Source organism: Streptomyces antimicrobicus, assembly GCF_020532625.1.
GTDB lineage: Bacteria > Actinomycetota > Actinomycetes > Streptomycetales > Streptomycetaceae > Streptomyces > Streptomyces antimicrobicus.
Genome location: NZ_JAJAUY010000132.1, coordinates 1 through 16,378, shown reverse-complemented (window position 1 = coordinate 16,378; position 16,378 = coordinate 1). Strand labels below are relative to the sequence as shown.

The window sequence follows — 16,378 nt, the reverse complement described above, 5'->3', positions numbered from 1 at the left end:
GGCCCCAGATCGAGCGGGGGCAGCGGCAGCCGGGCGGGGAGTGCGGGAGGAGCGCTCTCGCAGCCGAGCCGGCGCGCGGCGGCGACCGCCGCGTCCCGGGCGAGCCGCCCCAGCGACCGCAGCTCCGCCTCGCCGGCCTCGGCCGACTCCCCGGAGGCGGCCGTGACCAGGACCGACGTGGCCCCGGTGCTGCTCGGCGTACGGCACGGGGCGACGACGGAGACGCTCCGCAGCCCGTGGTCCCCGAGCGTCCCGTCCCCCAGCGGCAGGCGGTTGGGCAGGTCCAGCCGGGCCGTGGCGTCCTCGCGCTCGCGCATGCCGCGGGAGGTGAACGGCTCGTCCTTCCCGACCTGGTCCGCTCCGATGCGGGCCCCGAGCGGGTCGGGCCGGACCTGCACGGTCAGCGAGAAGTGCCGGGTCGTGCGGCGGTCGCCGTCGACCTCGCGGACGGTGTCCAGCAGGCAGCTGCTGGTCCGTCTGCTCAGGTCCACGCCGCGCCCGGTCGACCCGGCCGGGTCCACCCGGTCCACGCCACCGCTCAGCCGCAGCACGGCGGAGGCGTCGACCAGCCCTCCGCACCGCTCCTCGACGGCCGCCCGGCTCTGCTGCCGGTCCTGCCAGCGCCCGTACGAGCCGTACAGCGACCAGCCGCCCACCAGCACACCGAGGACGGCGAGGGTGCACAGCAGGGCGTTGACGCGGTTGCGCACCCGGCCCCGGTCGGGCAGGAGGCGCTGGTCCGGACGCGGCCGGTCCGGGTCACCACCGCCCGGCCCGGACCCCGGCCCGGAACCCGGCCCCGGCCGGGGCATCCCCGACAGCGGATCGAACACGGCCCCACCCCCCGTTCTCGGCGCTACCCGCCCCTGTCGCTCCCCTGGTACGTCCTCGGCACTCCTGTGACGTACCAGCACCGTAGCAACGCGGGACGACAGAGGCCGGGGCCCGCCCACAACCTGTGGACAACGCCCCGGCCCCTGCTCCGTACCGGGATCAGGCCAAAATCGCCGGGATCGTCGCCTCGTGGGCCTCGCGCAGCTCGGCCAGCGGGATCTCGAACTCGCCCTGGACCTCGATCGTGTCGCCGTCCACGACACCGATGCGGGTGGCGGGAAGGCCCCGGGCACCGCACATGTCGGTGAAGCGGAGCTCCTCGCTGCGCGGGACGGCCACGACCGCACGGCCGGCCGACTCCGAGAACAGGAAGGTGAACGCGTCCAGGTCCTCCGGGACCACGATCCGCGCGCCGTTGCCGCCGCGCAGGCAGGACTCGGTGAGCGCCTGGATCACGCCGCCGTCCGACAGGTCGTGCGCGGCGTCGATCATGCCGTCGCGCGAGGCGGAGATCAGGATCTCGGCCAGCAGCTTCTCGCGGGCCAGGTCCACCTTCGGCGGCAGGCCGCCCAGGTGTCCGTGGACCACCTCGGACCAGGCCGAACCGCCGAACTCCTCGGCCGTGTCGCCCAGCAGGTACAGCAGCTGGCCGGCCTCGGCGAAGGCCATCGGGGTGCGCCGGGTGACGTCGTCGATGACGCCGAGCACCGCCACGACCGGGGTCGGGTGGATCGCGGTGTCGCCCGTCTGGTTGTAGAGCGAGACGTTGCCGCCGGTCACCGGGGTGCCCAGCTCCAGGCAGCCGTCGGCCAGACCGCGGCAGGCCTCGGCGAACTGCCACATGACGCCCGGGTCCTCGGGGGATCCGAAGTTCAGGCAGTCGGAGATCGCGAGCGGCTTGGCGCCGGTCGCGGCGACGTTGCGGTACGCCTCGGCCAGCGCGAGCTGGGCGCCCGCGTACGGGTCGAGCTTGGCGTACCGGCCGTTGCCGTCGGTCGCCATGGCCACGCCGAGGTTGGTCTCCTCGTCGATGCGGACCACGCCGGCGTCCTCGGGCTGGGCGAGCACGGTGTTGCCCTGCACGAAGCGGTCGTACTGGTCGGTGATCCAGGACTTCGACGCCTGGTTCGGCGACGAGACCAGGGCCAGGACCTGCTCGCGCAGCTCGGCCGAGGTCTGCGGCCGGGGCAGCGCGCCCGCGTCGTCAGCCTGGAGGGCGTCCTGCCAGGACGGGCGCTCGTACGGACGGTGGTACGTCGGGCCCTCGTGGGCCACGGTGCCCGGGGGCACGTCCACGATCTGCTCGCCGTGCCAGAAGATCTCCAGGCGCTCGCCGTCGGTCACCTCACCGATGACGGTGGCGATGACGTCCCACTTCTCGCAGATCTCCATGAAGCGGTCGACGTGCTGCGGCTCGACGATCGCGCACATGCGCTCCTGCGACTCGCTCATGAGGATCTCCTCGGGCGAGAGCGTCGCGTCGCGCAGCGGCACGGTGTCGAGGTCGACGCGCATGCCGCCGGAGCCGGCGGAGGCCAGCTCGGAGGTGGCGCAGGACAGGCCGGCGCCACCGAGGTCCTGGATGCCGGCGACCAGCTTCTCCTGGAAGACCTCCAGGGTGCACTCGATGAGGAGCTTCTCCTGGAAGGGGTCACCGACCTGGACGGCCGGGCGCTTGGTGGGCTTGGTGTCGTCGAAGGTCTCGGACGCCAGGACCGAGACGCCGCCGATGCCGTCGCCGCCGGTGCGGGCGCCGTAGAGGATGACCTTGTTGCCGGGGCCGGAGGCCTTGGCCAGGTGCAGGTCCTCGTGCTTCATCACGCCGATGCAGCCGGCGTTGACCAGCGGGTTGCCCTGGTAGCAGGCGTCGAAGACGACCTCGCCGCCGATGTTGGGCAGGCCCAGGCAGTTGCCGTAGCCGCCGATGCCGGCGACGACGCCGGGCAGGACGCGCTTGGTGTCGGGGTGGTCGGCGGCGCCGAAGCGCAGCGGGTCGACCACGGCGACCGGGCGGGCGCCCATGGCGAGGATGTCGCGGACGATGCCGCCCACGCCGGTGGCCGCGCCCTGGTACGGCTCGATGTACGAGGGGTGGTTGTGCGACTCGACCTTGAAGGTGACCGCGTAGCCCTGGCCGACGTCGACGACGCCGGCGTTCTCGCCGATGCCGACGAGCATGGCGTCGGAGGCGGGCTTCTTCTCGCTGAACTGCTTCAGGTGGACCTTGCTGCTCTTGTACGAGCAGTGCTCGGACCACATGACGGAGTACATGGCGAGCTCGGCGCCGGTGGGGCGGCGGCCGAGGATCTCCCGGATCCGGGCGTACTCGTCCTCCTTGAGGCCGAGCTCCTTCCACGGCTGGGACGCGTCCGGGGTCTCCGTGGCGTGCTTGACGGTGTCCAGAGTCATGATGCGTTGACCAGCTTCTTCAGGACCGAGGTGAAGAACGGAAGACCGTCGGTGCGGCCCGTCCCGATGAGCGGCTCGACCGCGTGCTCGGGGTGCGGCATCAGGCCGACGACGTTGCCTGCGGCGTTGGTGATGCCGGCGATGTCACGCAGCGATCCGTTGGGGTTGGTGTCGAGGTACCGGAAGGCCACTCGGCCCTCGGCCTCCAGTTCGTCCAGGGTGCGCTCGTCGGCGACGTAGCGGCCGTCCATGTTCTTGAGGGGGACGGAGATCTCCTGGCCCTGCTCGTAGTCGCCGGTCCAGGCGGTGCCCGCGTTCTCGACGCGGAGCTTCTGGTCGCGGCAGATGAAGTGCAGGTGGTTGTTGCGGAGCATCGCGCCGGGCAGCAGGTGGGCCTCGGTGAGGATCTGGAAGCCGTTGCAGATGCCCAGGACGGGCAGGCCGGCACGGGCCTGCTCGATGACCGTCTCCATCACCGGCGAGAACCGGGAGATGGCGCCGGCGCGCAGGTAGTCGCCGTAGGAGAAGCCTCCGGCGAGCACGACCGCGTCCACCTGGTGCAGGTTCTTGTCGCGGTGCCAGAGCGGGACCGGCTCGGCGCCGGCCAGGCGGGCCGCGCGCAGCGCGTCCTGGTCGTCGAGCGTTCCGGGGAAGGTGACGACCCCGATGCGAGTGGTCACGACTCCGACTCCACCTTGACGACGAAGTCCTCGATGACGGTGTTGGCGAGGAACGTTTCGGCCATCTTGTGGATGCGGTCGAGGGCGGCCTGGTCGACCGGGCCCTCCACCTCCAGCTCGAAGCGCTTCCCCTGACGAACGTCGGCGATCCCGTCGAAGCCCAGGCGCGGCAGTGCACGCTGCACCGCCTGGCCCTGGGGGTCGAGGATCTCCGGCTTGAGCATGACGTCGACTACGACGCGTGCCACTGGCACTCCCGGTGTGGTGGTTGGTGCAGGCGGTTCCTTCAGCGTACCCGCCCGAAATTTCTACGCGGGTAGATATCGGGAGCCCCCGATCGGGCCGCCGTTTCGGCTTCACCAACGCTTCGCAAAATCCCCCGGAAAACCACGTGTCCGGGATTGCGGCGGGACACGCGGAGCCAATTAACTGGGCATCGCAATACGAGAGAAATCGCGGTACAAAGGAATCCCCACCGAATGCGGTGGAAAGATGCTTTGCTCCGAAACATCCACACAGGTGACATCTCCGCACGTCAGCCGGGCGAGATGTCCCGCGAAGGGACCGATATCCGTGGCGCAGCGCGTAGTAGTCACGATCTCCGACGACCTCGATGGCGGAGAAGCGGCGGAAACGGTCGTCTTCGGACTGGACGGTAAGTCGTACGAGATCGACCTGAATCTCGCCAACGCAAAGAAACTGCGGAAGAGCCTGGAGCCCTACGTGGCCGCCGGCCGCCGCCAGGCGCGGTCCGGCCGGGCCTTCAAGCACACCTCGCTGGCCCCCGACCCGGCGGTCGTCCGCGCCTGGGCCCGCTCCAACCAGCTCGACGTACCGCCGCGGGGCCGGATCCCGAAGGCGATCTACGCCGCGTACGAGGAGGCGCACTGAGGCAGGGGCGCCGGCCCCGGACCCCGGTCCGGGGCCCGTGCCGGACCGTGCACCGGTCGGGTGCCGGACCCGGATTTGCCAACCACCCCCTGTGATCCGCTAGTGTGTGGATCACGCCGAGGGGCAAGGCCGCAGGTCAGAACCCCGAAGGTCGTGCGGGTGTAGTTCAGTAGCAGAACATCCCCCTTCCAGGGGGAAGGCGCAGTGTGCGATTCCTGTCACCCGCTCCGCATCGCTTTACCAACCACTCCGGTGGATCAGGTAGAGTAGTGCTCGCACCGCCCGGTGAAAGCCGGTCGGAGGCATGCGGACGTGGCTCAGTTGGTAGAGCATCACCTTGCCAAGGTGAGGGTCGCGAGTTCGAATCTCGTCGTCCGCTCAGAAGGAGAAGGCCCCGGTCACCAGACCGGGGCCTTCTTCGTTTCCGGTCCGACCCCCGCCCCCCGCCGATAATCCCCCCGGGCGGCCTCCCGATGACATATGTCATCGCCGCTCGTGACAGCGCGCACTGCTGCCCCCCGGAATCCGGCCGGAGCCTGGAGTCATGACTGACACCGACCAGGCAGTGATCGAGGTGGACGGGCTGCGGCGCGGCTACTCCGGGGGTTTCGAGGCCGTACGCGGCATCTCCTTCTCCGTCGCCCGGGGCGAGGTCTTCGCCCTGCTCGGCACCAACGGCGCCGGAAAGACCTCCACCGTGGAACTCCTGGAGGGCCTCGCCGCCCCCAGCGCCGGCACGGTCCGGGTCTTCGGCCTCGACCCCTACCGGCAGCGCGCCGCGGTGCGGCCGCGCACCGGGGTCATGCTCCAGGAGGGCGGCTTCGCCGCCGACCTGACCGTCACGGAGACCGTCCGCATGTGGAGCGGCGTGACCTCCGGCGCCCGCCCCGCCGCGGAGGCGCTGGCGCTGGTCGGACTGACCGGGCGGGCGTCCGTACGCGTCAAGCAGCTGTCCGGCGGCGAGCGGCGGCGGCTGGACCTGGCGCTGGCCCTGCTGGGCCGGCCCGAGGTGCTGTTCCTCGACGAGCCGACCACCGGCATGGACCCCGAGGGCCGCCGGGACACCTGGGAGCTGGTGCGCTCCCTCCAGGCGCAGGGCACCACGGTGCTGCTCACCACCCACTACCTGGAGGAGGCCGAGCAGCTCGCGGACCGGCTCGCCATCCTGCACGAGGGCGAGCTGGTGCTGTCCGGCACTCCGGCCGAGGTGACCGCCACCCGCCCGGCGCGGATCCGGTTCACGCTGCCCGCCGGGGTGGCCCCGGCCCGGCTGCCGTTGTCGCTGCGGGCAGCGGCGCAGGGGCGCCGGGTGGAGATCCGTACCGAGCGGCTCCAGCGGTCCCTGGCCGAACTGCTGGCCTGGGCCGAGGCGTCCGACGTGGAGCTGACCGGGCTCGACGCGCGATCGGCCTCGCTGGAGGAGGCGTTCTTGGAGATCGCGCAGCAGCGCCGCGCCGGTGGGCTCGGCGACTTCGACGACCAGATGGCAGGTGCCCGATGAACACGCTGACCCTGGCCCCCGGCCGGCTCCTGGCCCTCGGCCGTTCCGAACTGACCCTCCTGACGCGCAACCGCGCCACGCTCACCATGGCGCTGCTGATGCCGCTCGTCATGGTGCTCGTCCTGAAGAACTCGCTCGCGGCCTACGACCTCGACGGCGGCGCGGCGGCCGTCGGCGAGGCCACGCTGACCGGCGGCATCGGCATGGTGCTGGTGTTCGTCGTCTACATGAATCTCGTCAACGCCTACGTCGGCCGGCGCGAGGAACTGGTCCTCAAGCGGCTGCGTACCGGCGAGGCGAACGACCTGGAGATCCTGGTCGGCTCGGCCCTGCCGTCGGCCGTGCTGGCGCTCGTCCAGATCACGGTGCTGGTGGGGGCCGGGGCCGCCGTGCTGGACGTACGGGCACCGCGGAACCCGCTGTTGCTGGTCGCGGCCGTACTCGCCGGGATCGTGCTGCTCGCGGCGCTGGGGGCGGTGACCAGCGCGGTCACCCGCACCGTGGAGAGCGCCGGCCTGACCACGATGCCGCTGTTCCTGGTCAGCGCGCTCGGCTCCGGGATGTTCGTGCCGGTGGACGAGATGCCCGGCGTGATGGCCTCGGTGTGCGAACTCCTGCCGCTGAGCGGTGTGATGACCCTGGTGCGCGCGGGGTGGCAGGGCACGGCGGCGGGCCAGGACCTGGCCGGGGCGGCGCTGGTGACCCTGGCCTGGGCGATGATCAGCATGTTTGCTGTGCAGCGGTGGTTCCGCTGGGAACCGCGGCGTTGAGAGGAATCGGGGGACGGGAACCATGTCGAAGCTCACGGGGTGGTGGCGCAACCGCGGCCAGGCCGCGAAGGTGGAGCTCTACACCCGCTGGTCGTTCCACTTCTTCGGCGTGGTCGAAGTCCTCTCGGTCGGCGGCCTGCCCCTCCTCAACGACGGCAAGGGGCCGGGCTCGTGGGAGCTCGCGCTCGGCGCGCTGGTGTGCGTGCACGCCGTGCTGTGCGCCGTGCACGCCTCCGTGGCGCTGGACTGGGTGCTCGACCGGCGCCCGTACCCGGCACGCGCGCTGGGCGTCCTGATCGCCACGACCGTCGTGGGGATGCTGGGCACCCTGATGCTGGAGGCCACCGGACGGGTGGCCCACACGGTGGCTCCGGGAGTGGTGCTGGGACTGGGCTACTGGGGCGTCGGGTCGCTGGTGATCAGCCTGAAGATCAAGCGGATGAAGTACGTCGTCCCCGCCACGGCCGTCGCCACGGGCCTGACGGCCATGGCGGTCGGCCTGTCCTTCGGGGAGGCCGTGGGCTACACGGTGGCCATGCTGCTCGCCGGATTCTTCCTGGCCCTCACCTGCGGGTTCTCGGGCTGGCTGCTGACGACCGTGTGGGAGCTGGACCGGTCGCGGGAGTTGCGGGCGCAGCTGGCGGTGGCCGAGGAGCGGCTGCGCTTCGGCCGGGACCTGCACGACGTCATGGGCCGCAACCTCGCGGTCATCGCGCTCAAGAGCGAGCTGGCCGTGCAGCTGGCCCGGCGGGGCCGCCCGGAGGCGGTGGAGCAGATGATCGAGGTCCAGCGGATCGCCCAGGAGTCGCAGCGGGAGGTGCGCGACGTGGTCCGCGGCTACCGGCAGGCCGATCTCACGGTGGAGCTGGAGGGCGCCCGAGGGGTGCTCAGTGCCGCCGGGATCGCGTGCAAGGTGCGGCGCCGCGAGCAGCGGGCGCTGCCGCCGGCGGTGCAGTCGGCGCTGGGCTGGGTGGTGCGCGAGGCCACCACGAACGTGCTGCGGCACGGCGAGGCCACGTCCTGCCTGATCGCGCTCGGTCCGGGCGACGGCGGCTGCCTGGTGCTGACCGTGGAGAACGACGGGGTGCCGGCCGAGGCGCCGGGCGGTCGGCCCGGTTCGGGGCTGGCCGGGCTGCGGGAGCGGCTGGCCGCGCTGGACGGGACGTTGGAGGCCGGGCGGATCCCCGGCGGCCGGTTCCGGCTGCGGGCCGAGATCCCGGCACGTGAGCTGGCGGCCGGGGAGACGGCCGACGACAAGAGGGGCGACACGATGGGCGACGAACGGCACGGGCACGGGCCGGGGCGGGCGACGGGCGGTGCCACGGGCGGTGCCACGGGCGGGCCCGTGCACGGTGCCGTGGGGGCCGTGGGCGGTGCCGTTGGGGCCGTGGGCGAGTCGGAACGGGTGGTGGGCGCGTGAGCGTCGTACGTGTGCTGCTGGCCGACGACGAGCACCTGATCCGCGGGGCGGTGGCCGCCCTGCTGGCGCTGGAGGACGACATCCTGGTCGTCGCCGAGGCGGCCTCCGGGCCGGAGGCGCTGGCGATGGCCCGGGCGCACCGGCCGGACGTGGCGGTGCTGGACCTGCAGATGCCCGGCGCGGACGGTGTGAGTGTCGCCACATCCCTGCGGGCCGAACTCCCCGACTGCAAGACCATGATCGTGACCAGTCACGGCCGTCCCGGGCACCTCAAGCGGGCCCTGACGGCGGGGGTGCGGGCCTTCGCGCCGAAGACCGTCTCGGCGCAGCGGCTCGCCGAGATCATCCGGGACGTGCACGCCGGAGGCCGGTACGTGGACCCGGAGTTGGCGGCCGACGCCATCAGCGCCGGGGACTCCCCGCTGACCGCGCGCGAGGCCGAGGTGCTGGAACTCGCGGCCGACGGAGCCCCGATCGCGGAGATCGCCGAGCGGGCCTCGCTGTCGCAGGGGACCGTGCGCAACTACCTCTCCTCGGCCGCCTCGAAGCTCGGCGCCGAGAACCGTCACACCGCAGTGCGTCTCGCACGGGAGCGAGGTTGGGTATAGTGGGTCTCGCGCTACGGCGCATGCGGACGTGGCTCAGTTGGTAGAGCATCACCTTGCCAAGGTGAGGGTCGCGAGTTCGAATCTCGTCGTCCGCTCGCAGCAGAAGGGCCCCGGTCATCGGACCGGGGCCCTTCTCGTGTCTCAGCTCCAGCTCAGGCCGGTGATCCGCTCGTACGCCTCGACGTACTTGGCGCGGGTCGCGTCGACGATCTCCTGCGGCAGCGCCGGCGGCGGCTGCTCGCTGGTGCGGTCCCAGCCGGAGGCCGCCGAGGTCAGCCAGTTCCGCACGAACTGCTTGTCGTACGAGGGCTGGGCGCGGCCCGGCTGCCACTGGTCGGCCGGCCAGAAGCGGGAGGAGTCGGGGGTGAGCACCTCGTCGGCGATCACCAGCTGGTCGCCTTCGAAGCCGAACTCGAACTTGGTGTCCGCGAGGATCACCCCGCGCTCGCGGGCGATGTCCCGGGCGCGGCTGTAGACGGCGAGGGTGCTCTGGCGCAGCAGGGCGGCCGTCTCGGGGCCGACCTGGCGGGCGACCTCCTCGTAGGAGACGTTCTCGTCGTGCTCGCCGACCGCGGCCTTGGCGGCGGGGGTGAAGATCGGGGCCGGCAGCTCGGAGCCGTCGACCAGGCCCTCGGGCAGGGCCAGCCCGCACACGGTCCGGGTCTGCTGGTACTCGGCGAGGCCGGAGCCGGTGAGGTAGCCGCGGGCGACGCACTCGACCGGGACCATCTCCAGGGACTTGCAGACCAGGGTCCGGCCCTCCCAGTCGGCGGGGGCGCCGGCGGGCAGGTCGGTGCCGATCACGTGGTTCGGGACGAGGTCGGCGAGCTGGTCGAACCACCACAGGGAGAGCTGGGTGAGCACCCGGCCCTTGTCCGGGATCTCCGTCGGGAGCACCCAGTCGTAGGCGGACATGCGGTCGCTGGCGACCATGACGAGCCGGCCGGCCTCGTCGCGGTAGAGGTCGCGCACCTTGCCGGTGTGGAGGTGGATGAGGCCCGGAACCTGAACCGGCTCGGGCTTTTCGACGAATCCGGACACGGGGTCTCCCTGTGTTTCTGTATGAGACACCCTGATTCTCGCGCACGGGAGCCCGTCGCTCCGCTCTGGGGTCCGGCCGGGGAGCCGCGTGCTCAGTCGCGCTTGCAGATCCGGTCGAGGAGGTTGGCCGTGGCGCGCTGGATCCGCTCGTCGACATGGCCCGGGCGGTCGAGGGCCGGGGACCAGGCGAAGGTGCCGGAGGCGAAGACCAGGGCGCCGCTCGGGGCCCGGTAGAGGGACGTCTCCTGGTGCCGGCGGTGGCCTTCCCCGTCCTCGTACGGGGAGTGGGCCAGCAGGATCCGGTCCTGGTGGGCGGGGAGCTGGGTGCGGGGGAAGTACCGGTCGGCCTCGCCGGCGACGAGGCCGTCGAGCTGGTCGCCCTCCCCGGCGCCGGTGGACTCCCACAGCCAGTGCGTGGCGTTGCGGACCACGAGCGGGGCGGGCTCGGGGACGCGGCCCGCGTACTGGATGCCCAGGAGCTGCTGTTCGGGGCGGTCGACCTCGCGCCAGAGGGTGGGGCGGCCCGGCCCGCGGCGTTTTCGGCAGGTGAGCAGCCGGTCGGGGACGCCGGAGGGGGACGGGCTCAGTTCGACCTGCCAGTAGAGGGTGTTGGCGGAGAGGAAGACGAGCGAGGTGCCGTGGTCGCGGGCGCGCTCGGCGGTCCGGCGCATGGGCGCCGACCAGTACTCGTCGTGGCCGGGGAAGACCAGGCCGCGGTAGCGGGTGGGGTCGACGCGGCCTGCGTGCAGGTCGCGGGCGTCGGCGTAGGCGAGGTCGTAGCCGTAGCGCTCGGCCCAGCGGATGAAGTCGTAGGCGTGGCCGACGTGGAGGGGGAGGCCCGCGCCGGCGTACGGGCGGTCGAAGGAGACGGTGATGGCCGCCTCCTGCTCGCCCAGCAGCCGGCCGTCGTCGTCCCAGGCGTGGTACAGGCTGGCGCCGGTGCGGCCGTCCTCCGGGTAGAGGTTGTACGCCTGCCAGGTGACGTCCGGCAGGAGGAGCAGCAGATCGGCGGGGTGCTCGTCGCGCACCGTGAACGGGATGTGGGAGCGGTAGCCGTCGGCGGTGGTCAGGACGGCCACGTAGGCGCCGATGTTCCAGTAGCTGGGGACCTGCAACCGCCAGGAGAGCCACCAGTGGTGGCAGGAGACGGTGCGGTCGGCGGTCAGCGGGGCGGGCTGGACGATGCCGGACAGCCGGGGGCTGGAGTGGATCTTGCTGGCGCCGTCGCCGCCGTAGTGGCCGATGCGGTAGACGTCCACCGAGAACTGCTGGGGCGGGTCGACCGTGACGTGGAAGTCGATGGCCTCCCCGGGCGCCACCGCTCCGGTCGAGGCGAAGCCCTTGATCTGCTGGTGGACGTCGTCGGCCGTACGGGGGCCGCCGGAGGCGCGGGTGCGCTGGGCCGGGATGTCGACGTACCAGGGGACGACCTGACCGGTGTCGTCGAAGTACAGCTCGCTGCCCCGGAACCACGGGAGCGGGCCCTGCCCGAACGGATCGGACACGGCGTGCGCGAGCGCACCGGACTCCCACCGCCGAATGTGATCGCCCCTCATCGCGCTCCCCTCCCTGACTCCCCCGACTCGGTCCGGTCCCGGCAATCCGCCGTGACCGATCCCCAGCACATCACATAACGCACGCACTCCGTCACCGTTCGTCGCGAATTGACGTCCTCGGAACCCCCCGATCTGCGCAGCGGGTGCGGTTGCGGGTGTCCCCCGGGGCCGGGGCGCCGGGCGACGGGGGGCGTGGGCTGCGGTGGGGTGCGGTGGGGTGGGGTGGGGTGAGGTGAGGGTGGTGGGGTGCGGTGGTGGCCGTGGGGCGCGGCGGACAGGGTCGGGCGGGGTCGGGCGCCGGGCCGTCGGCAGGCCAGGCGGGGTCGGGCGCCGGGCGGGGACGAGGCCGGGCCGTCGGCAGGCCAGGCGGGGTCGGGCGCCGGGCCGTCGGCAGGCCAGGCGGGGTCGGGTGCCAGGCGGTCGGGGGTCAGGCGGGGTCGGGCGCCGGGCGGCCGGGGGCCGGGAGGGGTCGGGTCTGGGCGGCCGGGGCCCCGCGGGGTCCGGCCGCGTGGTCAGACCAGGCGGACCGGCTTCTCGGGGCGGACGCCCAGGTCCGCCAGCCAGTCACGCAGGGGGCCCGCGTCGCCGTCCTCGACGAGCGACAGCACCCGCGCGGCCAGGTCGGCGCTGCGCTCACCGGCCACCAGCAGGACCGGGCCGTCGAGCCAGTCCAGGCCGGGCTCGGCACCCGCCGAGTCCACGGCGGCGCAGCACACCATCGCGGTGACGTGGTCCGCCAGCAGGTCCCGGCCGCTGCGCGGCGGCTGGAGCGGGAACAGCGGCACGGCATCCGAGCCGCGCGCCTTCGCCGCCCCGGCTCCGGCCGCGCGCTCGGCGCGGGCCAGGTCGCCGCTGAGCCGCCCGGCCAGCGCGTCGCCGGCCGCTGCGTCGCCCTGGGCCAGGAAGGCCAGGACCCGCTCCAGGGTCGGGCCGCCGAGCGGATCCGCCGCGGCGTCCGCCGGGCCGGTCACGACGGCCGCCGGGGCCGAACCGCCCGCCGTACGCCCGTCCGCCGCGGGACCGGCCACGACACGGCCGGAGGCCGCGCCCCGGCCCACGCCGGTACGGGACAGGCCAGGGCTCTTGGACAGGGAAAGCGGCGTGGCCGCGCCGGAGCCGGAGCGCATGCCCGGGTCGGGACGCGTGGCCGCGCCGGATCCGAGGTGCGTGGCCGGGCCGGAGCCGGCTGCGGCGCCGAGGCGCGGGGCCGGGCCGGGGCCCGCCGTCGCCTCGGGATCCGTCGGCCGCAGCTGGTCCGCCGAGGTGCCGGAGGCGGGGTGCGGCCGGGGCTGCTGGGAGGTGTGGGAGGGGCCTTCGGGGGCCGAGAGGGCGTCGAGCGCCTGGTGCAGCCGGGCGGCCTCCGCCCGCCAGGTGCGGTCGACGACCTCCTCCGGGTAGGCCGACCAGGACACGGGCGCCCAGTCCGGTCCGGCCGCGGCCGGACCTCCGTGGAACAAGCGGGCTGCGAGCAGCGAGGCCGCCTCGTCCACCGCCCCGGGCTCCTCCAGGAGGTCGCACGCGGGACGCTCGCCCAGGCGGGAGGTGAACCCCTCGGCCAGGCGGTCACGACGGGACAGCTCGGTCAGCGCGGAGACCACACCCGCGTCCAGGTGGGCCGGCCAGCGGCCCATCCGCCACGCGGGCAGTGCCACCCGGGTCAGCAGCCGGTCCCAGCCCGCGTAGGCCAGCCCGACCTGCTCCTGGGCGACGATCCGCAGCCCGTAGTCCACGCTCTGGGCCCGCTCGGACGCGGCCGCGGCGACGCCCCGCTCCATCTCGGCGGCGTGCGCCCCGCACAGCCGCAGCAGCAGCCGTGCGACACGGGCGATCCAGCCCAGCCCCCGGCCGTTGCCCACGTCCACCGCGGCGTCCAGACCGCGGACGAAGCGCCGGGCGTCGGCTATGTCGGGCTGCGCGGAGGGGCCCGTACCGGCGACGACGGGCGCGAGTACGGCCCGCAGCTCGGCGACCCGCATCCACCACAGGAACGGGGAACCGATGACCAGCACCGGAGCCGCGTCCCGGGCCGTGCCCGGGGCGGCGGACCCGCCGGATATGCTCCGGCGCCGGTGCGCGGCGTGCGTGCGGTCCTCCAGCCAGCTGTCGCAGTCCGGCGTGAGGGCTATCGCCGAGGGCGCCGGCACCTCCAGCCGCTCCGCCAGGTCCCGCACCATGCGGTAGAGATCGGGGGCGGCGTCCTCCGGCAGCGGCACCGTCGGCGTCACCGCCGGCCGCGCCCGCAGCACCACCGCGGCGAAGATCCCGCCGACGAGCAGCACCAGCGCGGCGGCGACGCAGACGCCGACGACCACCAGCGGCCAGGGGTCACCCGTCAGCCGCCCGGTCATCCGGGCGGAGACCAGCACCACCGCGAGGGCGGTGGGCAGCAGCACCACGGCCAGCGCCCTGCTGCGCACCCGCAGCACGGCGAGGGCGCGGGAGCGCGCGGTCAGCGCGCCCACCTCGATGTTCGAAACGGTCCCGGACATGACCGGACCTCACCCCCCTCTGCCCTGCGGCTGCGCTTTGCTCACTCCCCCACTGTGACACCCGCCACTGACATCGCAATGCCGGTGGGCCATGTGCCGGAATGCTTGCGCCGCACCATAGTTGGGGCATGCCCGGGCGTCAGGCGGTCGAGGCATCGATCACCCGATGGAATGGCTTTGGGTAAAGCTGGGTGCGTTCGAACGCCGACTGCCGCACTCGCACGCGCGGGCCCGGGCGCGTCGTCCGCGCTCCGGGCCCGCGACCGCAGGAGGCCGGTACCGCTGCCGTCTCAGCGGCCTTCCGCCGCCTTCGCGGCGATGTCCGTGCGGTGCTGGGATCCGGCCAGCCGGATCCGCCCGACCGCCTTATACGCCCGCTCCCGCGCCTGCGCCAGGTCGGAACCGGTCGCCGTCACCGACAGCACCCGTCCCCCCGCGCTGACGACGGCGCCGCCCTCGCGCCGGGTCCCGGCGTGCAGCACGTACGCCTCCGGGCCGTCCTCGGCGGCGACCTCGTCCAGGCCCTCGATCGGGTCACCGGTGCGCGGCGTACCGGGGTAGTTCTCGGAGGCCACGACCACCGTGACGGCCGCGTCGTCGCGCCAGTTCAGCGGCGGCTCGGCGTCGAGGGTGCCGTTGGCGGCGTGCAGCAGGACGCCCGCCAGCGGGGTGCGCAGCCGGGCGAGGACGACCTGGGTCTCCGGGTCGCCGAAGCGCGCGTTGAACTCGACGACCCGCACGCCGCGGCCGGTGAGCGCCAGGCCCGCGTAGAGCAGACCGGAGAACGGCGTACCGCGGTGCCGCATCTCGTCCACGGTCGGCTGGAGCACGGTCGCCGTCACCTCGTCGACGAGCTTGGGGTCGGCCCACGGCAGCGGCGAATACGCGCCCATGCCGCCGGTGTTGGGCCCCTGGTCGCCGTCGAGCGCGCGCTTGAAGTCCTGCGCGGGCTGCAGCGGCAGCACGGTGACGCCGTCGGTGATCGCGAAGAGGGAGACCTCGGGCCCGTCGAGGTACTCCTCGATCACCACGCGGTCGCAGGCGAGCGCATGCTCGCGGGCCGCCTCCCGGTCCTCGGTGACGACGACGCCCTTGCCGGCGGCGAGGCCGTCGTCCTTGACGACGTACGGCGCGCCGAAGGCGTCGAGCGCGGCGTCGATCTCCTCGGGGGTGACGCAGACGTACGAGCGGGCCGTCGGGACGCCGGCCGCGGCCATCACGTCCTTGGCGAAGGCCTTGGAGCCCTCCAGCTGCGCCGCCTCGCGCGAGGGGCCGAAGACGGGGACGCCGGCCGCGCGGACCGCGTCGGCGACCCCGGCGACGAGCGGCGCCTCGGGGCCGACGACGACCAGCCCGACGCCGAGCTCGGTGGCCAGGGCGGCGACGGCGTCGCCGTCCAGCGCGTCGACGTCGCGCAGCTCGGCCACCTCCGCGATCCCCGCATTACCGGGGGCGCAGTAGAGCGCGGTGACGTCGGGGTCGAGGGACAGAGAGCGGCACAGGGCGTGTTCGCGGGCGCCGCCGCCGATGACGAGGACCTTCACGGCCTCAGCCTAGCCCGCGCACGGGGCGGATCTTCGTGCGGGCACCCCAACGCGGTCGCCCTACTCGTTCGTATATTCCTCCACCACCGTGGCCCCGAGCTCGCGCACGATCAGCTCGTGACCACTGAGGGCGCTCTCGACGAGATCCGGGTCGTCGTCCTCCGGTACGTCGTCCTCCGGGGCGACCGGCGGCGGCGCCGGGGCGGCGGCCGGAGGCGCCTGCACCGGGGGCGCGGCACTCGGCGCGGGCGGGGCGGCGGACGCCTGGGGCGGGGCGGCGGGCGCGGCGGGCGGCGGCGTGTACGCGGGGGCGGGCGGACTGTAGGAGGACGCGGCGGGCGCCGGTCCACCGCCGCCGACCACGGCGTCGATCTTCCAGTGGACGTGGAACTGCTCGGTCAGGACCGCCTTGAGCACGTCCTCGCTGCCGCTGCTGGAGAAGTTGTCGCGGGCCCCGGGGTTGGGGAAACCGAGCTGGAGGGTGGTGCCGTCGAAGCCGGTGACCTGGGCGTTCTGGCTGAGCAGGATCCAGGTGAAGCGCCGGCGGTTCTTGACGGCCTCCAGGATCTGCGGCCACATCGCCTGTACCTGGCCGGCGCCGGCCGCCATGCCGGGCGACGGCGAGGACGTGGGCG

At 73.5% G+C, this 16,378-nt stretch carries 12 protein-coding genes, 3 tRNA genes and 2 pseudogenes; 8 read left to right on the top strand and 9 right to left on the bottom strand.

The genetic code is table 11. The features are described from left to right. The 4 genes and pseudogenes from LG632_RS24645 to purS form a co-directional block, all read right to left on the bottom strand. Positions 1 to 710: pseudogene (locus LG632_RS24645) on the bottom strand (hypothetical protein); the annotation flags it as partial. A gap of 283 nt (positions 711 to 993) precedes the next feature. Then, a complete protein-coding gene (gene purL, locus LG632_RS24640; RefSeq protein WP_226729726.1) occupies positions 994 to 3,243 on the bottom strand; it encodes a phosphoribosylformylglycinamidine synthase subunit PurL in 2,250 nt (749 codons plus the stop codon). Further along, the gene (gene purQ / locus LG632_RS24635) at positions 3,240 to 3,923 is read right to left on the bottom strand and encodes a phosphoribosylformylglycinamidine synthase subunit PurQ (protein WP_226729724.1); all 684 of its coding nucleotides are present in this window, start codon (positions 3,921 to 3,923) and stop codon (positions 3,240 to 3,242) included. The genes purL and purQ overlap by 4 nt, the downstream gene beginning before the upstream one ends. Then, positions 3,920 to 4,171, bottom strand: a complete 252-nt coding sequence (purS, locus tag LG632_RS24630) for a phosphoribosylformylglycinamidine synthase subunit PurS (protein ID WP_226729722.1) — start codon at positions 4,169 to 4,171, stop codon at positions 3,920 to 3,922. Before purS ends, purQ begins: the two co-directional genes overlap by 4 nt. A gap of 325 nt (positions 4,172 to 4,496) precedes the next feature. Between purS and LG632_RS24625 the strand changes: the two genes are divergently transcribed. From LG632_RS24625 to LG632_RS24590, 8 genes are all read left to right on the top strand, one after another. Then, positions 4,497 to 4,814 carry a histone-like nucleoid-structuring protein Lsr2 gene (locus tag LG632_RS24625; RefSeq protein WP_226729720.1) on the top strand — a complete coding sequence of 106 codons (318 nt, stop codon included), beginning with the start codon at positions 4,497 to 4,499 and terminating at the stop codon, positions 4,812 to 4,814. A gap of 155 nt (positions 4,815 to 4,969) precedes the next feature. Continuing rightward, positions 4,970 to 5,041: transfer RNA gene (locus tag LG632_RS24620), tRNA-Gly, on the top strand. A 79-nt stretch (positions 5,042 to 5,120) separates the two neighbouring features. Next, positions 5,121 to 5,193, top strand: a tRNA-Gly gene (locus LG632_RS24615). 165 nt (positions 5,194 to 5,358) lie between these two features. Next, on the top strand, positions 5,359 to 6,315 hold the full coding sequence (locus LG632_RS24610; protein WP_226729719.1) for an ABC transporter ATP-binding protein: 957 nt from the start codon (positions 5,359 to 5,361) through the stop codon (positions 6,313 to 6,315). Continuing rightward, positions 6,312 to 7,085, top strand: coding sequence for an ABC transporter permease (locus LG632_RS24605; protein WP_226729717.1), 774 nt, complete (start codon positions 6,312 to 6,314; stop codon positions 7,083 to 7,085). The genes LG632_RS24610 and LG632_RS24605 overlap by 4 nt, the downstream gene beginning before the upstream one ends. 22 nt (positions 7,086 to 7,107) lie before the next feature. After that, the gene (locus LG632_RS24600; RefSeq protein ID WP_226729715.1) at positions 7,108 to 8,505 is read left to right on the top strand and encodes a histidine kinase; all 1,398 of its coding nucleotides are present in this window, start codon (positions 7,108 to 7,110) and stop codon (positions 8,503 to 8,505) included. Beyond that, a complete protein-coding gene (locus tag LG632_RS24595) occupies positions 8,502 to 9,113 on the top strand; it encodes a response regulator transcription factor (protein WP_226729713.1) in 612 nt (203 codons plus the stop codon). The genes LG632_RS24600 and LG632_RS24595 overlap by 4 nt, the downstream gene beginning before the upstream one ends. A gap of 22 nt (positions 9,114 to 9,135) precedes the next feature. Further along, positions 9,136 to 9,208 (top strand) — tRNA-Gly (locus LG632_RS24590). A gap of 46 nt (positions 9,209 to 9,254) precedes the next feature. On the opposite strand, the gene LG632_RS24585 is transcribed toward LG632_RS24590, so the two are convergent. From LG632_RS24585 to LG632_RS24565, 5 genes and pseudogenes are all read right to left on the bottom strand, one after another. Then, complete coding sequence (locus tag LG632_RS24585; protein WP_226729712.1) at positions 9,255 to 10,154, bottom strand: phosphoribosylaminoimidazolesuccinocarboxamide synthase; 900 nt, start codon at positions 10,152 to 10,154, stop codon at positions 9,255 to 9,257. Positions 10,155 to 10,246: 92 nt separating this feature from the next. Beyond that, on the bottom strand, positions 10,247 to 11,710 hold the full coding sequence (locus LG632_RS24580) for a N,N-dimethylformamidase beta subunit family domain-containing protein (RefSeq protein ID WP_226729710.1): 1,464 nt from the start codon (positions 11,708 to 11,710) through the stop codon (positions 10,247 to 10,249). A 512-nt stretch (positions 11,711 to 12,222) separates the two neighbouring features. Further along, positions 12,223 to 14,199 carry a hypothetical protein gene (locus LG632_RS24575; protein ID WP_226729708.1) on the bottom strand — a complete coding sequence of 659 codons (1,977 nt, stop codon included), beginning with the start codon at positions 14,197 to 14,199 and terminating at the stop codon, positions 12,223 to 12,225. A 290-nt stretch (positions 14,200 to 14,489) separates the two neighbouring features. After that, complete coding sequence (purD, locus tag LG632_RS24570) at positions 14,490 to 15,743, bottom strand: phosphoribosylamine--glycine ligase (RefSeq protein ID WP_226729706.1); 1,254 nt, start codon at positions 15,741 to 15,743, stop codon at positions 14,490 to 14,492. A 60-nt stretch (positions 15,744 to 15,803) separates the two neighbouring features. Then, positions 15,804 to 16,378: pseudogene (locus LG632_RS24565) on the bottom strand (DNA polymerase III subunit gamma and tau); the annotation flags it as partial.

Bases quoted from the DNA above. Each gene is read 5' to 3' on its own strand.
- LG632_RS24600 (WP_226729715.1), top strand. From the start codon at position 7,108: ATGTCGAAGCTCACGGGGTGGTGGCGCAACCGCGGCCAGGCCGCGAAG.
- LG632_RS24610 (WP_226729719.1), top strand. From the start codon at position 5,359: ATGACTGACACCGACCAGGCAGTGATCGAGGTGGACGGGCTGCGGCGC.
- LG632_RS24605 (WP_226729717.1), top strand. From the start codon at position 6,312: ATGAACACGCTGACCCTGGCCCCCGGCCGGCTCCTGGCCCTCGGCCGT.
- purL (WP_226729726.1), bottom strand. From the start codon at position 3,243: ATGACTCTGGACACCGTCAAGCACGCCACGGAGACCCCGGACGCGTCC.
- LG632_RS24575 (WP_226729708.1), bottom strand. From the start codon at position 14,199: ATGTCCGGGACCGTTTCGAACATCGAGGTGGGCGCGCTGACCGCGCGC.
- LG632_RS24580 (WP_226729710.1), bottom strand. From the start codon at position 11,710: ATGAGGGGCGATCACATTCGGCGGTGGGAGTCCGGTGCGCTCGCGCAC.